Origin of the sequence: Methanosarcina sp. (assembly GCF_035390745.1) — an archaeon.
Lineage (GTDB): Archaea > Halobacteriota > Methanosarcinia > Methanosarcinales > Methanosarcinaceae > Methanosarcina.
Window position 1 is genome coordinate 1 of sequence record NZ_DAOOUJ010000125.1, and the last position, 2,953, is coordinate 2,953.

Genomic DNA, 2,953 nt, shown 5'->3' on the forward strand with positions numbered 1-2,953 from the left:
CAATTTTTCCTCTTTTCGAGGAAAAATTGGATATAAATTGAATCCTATTTCGTTTTGTTATTATGCTTACACGCGAAGAGATTCATGTTTTTTGTGCTTCAAACCCTGAAATTCTTGCTTATTTTGTGAGTCTTGAAACTCAAATTAAAGAACTCACTGAAAGATTGATAGCCTTAGAATCTCGTTTAAACCAAAACAGTCGTAACAGCAGTTGCCCTCCTTCTACTGATTATTTTGTCAAAGAAACCTAATCCTAAGAGTCTTCGTAAAAATAGTGATAAAAAACCTGGAGTTCAGGAAGGTCATCCAGGCACAACTCTTGGTATGGTTGATAATCCTGAGTAGGTGATTGAACATTCTTTGACTTTCTGCAAAGAATGTGGATCTGATCTTGAGGATGTTGAAATTAAAGCTTATGAGAGGAGGCAAATCTTTGATATTCCTCCTGTAAATTAGAGCAGAAAAAGAATGTTTCCAGAATTTAGAAGGATTTGAAAACGTTATTAGAGAGAAATTACTGGATTCTCCTGTAGTCAATTTTGATGAAACTGGTATGAAGATTGAAGGGAAAAGGCATTGGCTTCATGTAGCTTCTACTGAAAAATATACCTGTTATTACTCTCATCCAAAAAGAGGATCATAAGCAATTGATGCTATGGAAATTCTTCCAGAATTTAAGGGGACAGCAGTCCATGATGGATGGAAACCTTACAACGTTTATGATTGTGATCACGCTCTTTGCAATGCTCATCTACAGAGAGAACTTACCGGAATTGAAGAGAATTATAAACAGCAGTGGGCTAAGGAAATGAATGAACTGCTCACTGAGATGAAAAAGTATACTGATGAGTGCAAAGAGCAAGTTAAAGAACTGGATTTTGAACAGATTAAAGCGTTAGAAGAAAAGTTTGATGCTGTAATCATGAAAGGAATTGAAGAAAATCCACATTCTCTAAACCTTCAAAAGCAAGGAAAACGTGGTAAGAATCCAAAAACAAAAGCAAGGAATCTGCTGGATAGGTTTATAGAACACAGAGAAAAGGTCCTGAAATTCCTGATAGATTTGAAAGTTCCGTTTGAGAATAATCAGGCAGAAAGAGATATCAGGATGATGAAACTACAGCAGAAAATATCAGGAACTTTCAGAACAACACTGGGAGCGCAAGCTTTCTACAGAATGAGGGCTTATATTTCTACGTTAAGAAAGAATAGTTTACCTGTTTTAGAGGGCATTATAGCGGCGCTCAAAGGAGCGCCATTAACTATACCCTGAATAGTTACAAATAAATTAAACTGGGAATTCCGAATTTCCCTGAAATCTCCAGGGTTGAAATAATCTAGATGATGTTATAGCCTACATTCCGCAGTATTTTTTTGAAAATCAATATTCGAATCTCGCAAGAGAGAAGATCAGCATTGGTAGCCTCATGCAAAAAATCATAGCCACTACCCTTGTTGTTGCTGGAGTTCTATTAAATTAGCATGCAATAATGGCAGATTATTAAAGTGGATAATTATGCGAGGTATTATGCGCAGGATTGTGTGGTCAAACGTTTTCGCAAGTTTTTTAAGCTGTCATTCAGTATTCAATGCGCATGTCCGTGTTAAATCTATACTTTCTCGCCTTCGAGATTCTGGTTTTAGTGCTCTTTCTGGGCTGTCTGCAAAATGCATGGCAGAGAGGCTCCTGGGTAGCCTGGCAACTTATTGCCGGGGCACTCTTCGGCTTGCTGCTGGAATGGGCTACAATCCAACAGCTCGATGCCTACGAGTACGGACGCTTTCTGGTAATGCTTGGGCCTGTCCCTGTGGTCGTTGGGGTGGCATGGGGAACTATCATCTATAGTGTTCGCTCCTTTTCCGATAAAACCAACCTTCCGGAATGGGCACGCCCGGTGCTCGATGGCCTGATGGCTCTGAATATCGACCTTTCCATGGATGCAATAGCCATCCGCCTGGGCATGTGGGATTGGGGGAAAGGTCTTGATCATCAGTTCTTCGGTGTCCCTTACAACAACTTCTGGGCATGGTTCTGGGTTGTGTTCTCATTTTCAGCTAGCCTTCGATTGCTATCGAAGCTCCCCGGCTTCTGGGGACGCTGGCTCTCCCCTGCAGGAGCCATAATCTTTGGCACTGCGGGCGTGCTTATTACAAATGAGCTCATTACCAACATTCCCAGTGACCTGATACATTACACTACTATCGCTGCAGTTTTGGGAGGTGCTTTGCTATTGATTTTGGCATTACGCCCGGAAGTTTCGGTACAGTCTCAGGCTGCATTTGTCTTTCTTGTGCCTCTCGGATTTCATGCTTACTTCCTGATAGCAGGATTAGTTTCAGGTGCCATCCTGGACCCACTCTTTTTGTTAGTGGTAAGTATAGTTATGAGCATAGTAGCAGTTTGGCTTCACCGAGATACTCTAAATTACTGGTATCGGTCTAACAGAGAAAGTAAAACAGAGAAAGCAAGTAATTAGACTACCGACTAACCCCTCCTCTTACAGACCAATTCAGAGGAGCTATGGGCTCAGGGGATAGGGTAAACACTATGCTCAATTATGGCTATTCTCTAATTTCTGTTCCCACTCTAGTATTGCTAACTATACTTATTGTACACAAAAAAGCGGAATCTGAATTATTTTACGCACAAAATATTCTGAAGAAATTGAAAATCAAATGAAATCATTTTTTTGATTCTTTGAATGAGAAAGACCGAAGAAGGTATTCCGCCATAGAAGCAATGAAGTTTGGTCATGGTGGACAAAAATATATAAGTAGTGTACTTGGTTGTCATTTTCAGACTATTATGGCCGGAATCGCTGAACTCCGGAATGGTACAAAGAGATTTCAAATGCTTTCAAATCAAAGGGCATGAATATAACACCACATGTAGTAAAGCAGCTTTTGAAGAAACATGGTTTTGTAGAGAGAAAAATGCAAAAAGCTGTCACAA

The 2,953-nt window shown here is 40.1% G+C and carries 1 protein-coding gene and 1 pseudogene; both read left to right on the forward strand.

Going from position 1 to position 2,953, the window contains the following annotated elements; genetic code table 11:
* The first annotated feature begins 62 nt into the window (after positions 1-62).
* Positions 63-1,273 (forward strand): annotated as a pseudogene (gene tnpC, locus PLL47_RS14730) (IS66 family transposase).
* A gap of 322 nt (positions 1,274-1,595) precedes the next feature.
* Entirely contained in the window at positions 1,596-2,477 is an 882-nt protein-coding gene (locus PLL47_RS14735; RefSeq protein ID WP_324447313.1) for a carotenoid biosynthesis protein, read from the forward strand.
* Positions 2,478-2,953: the final 476 nt, after the last annotated feature.

Excerpts from the sequence above, each read along its gene's own strand:
- PLL47_RS14735 (WP_324447313.1), top strand. The coding sequence starts at position 1,596 with ATGTCCGTGTTAAATCTATACTTTCTCGCCTTCGAGATTCTGGTTTTA.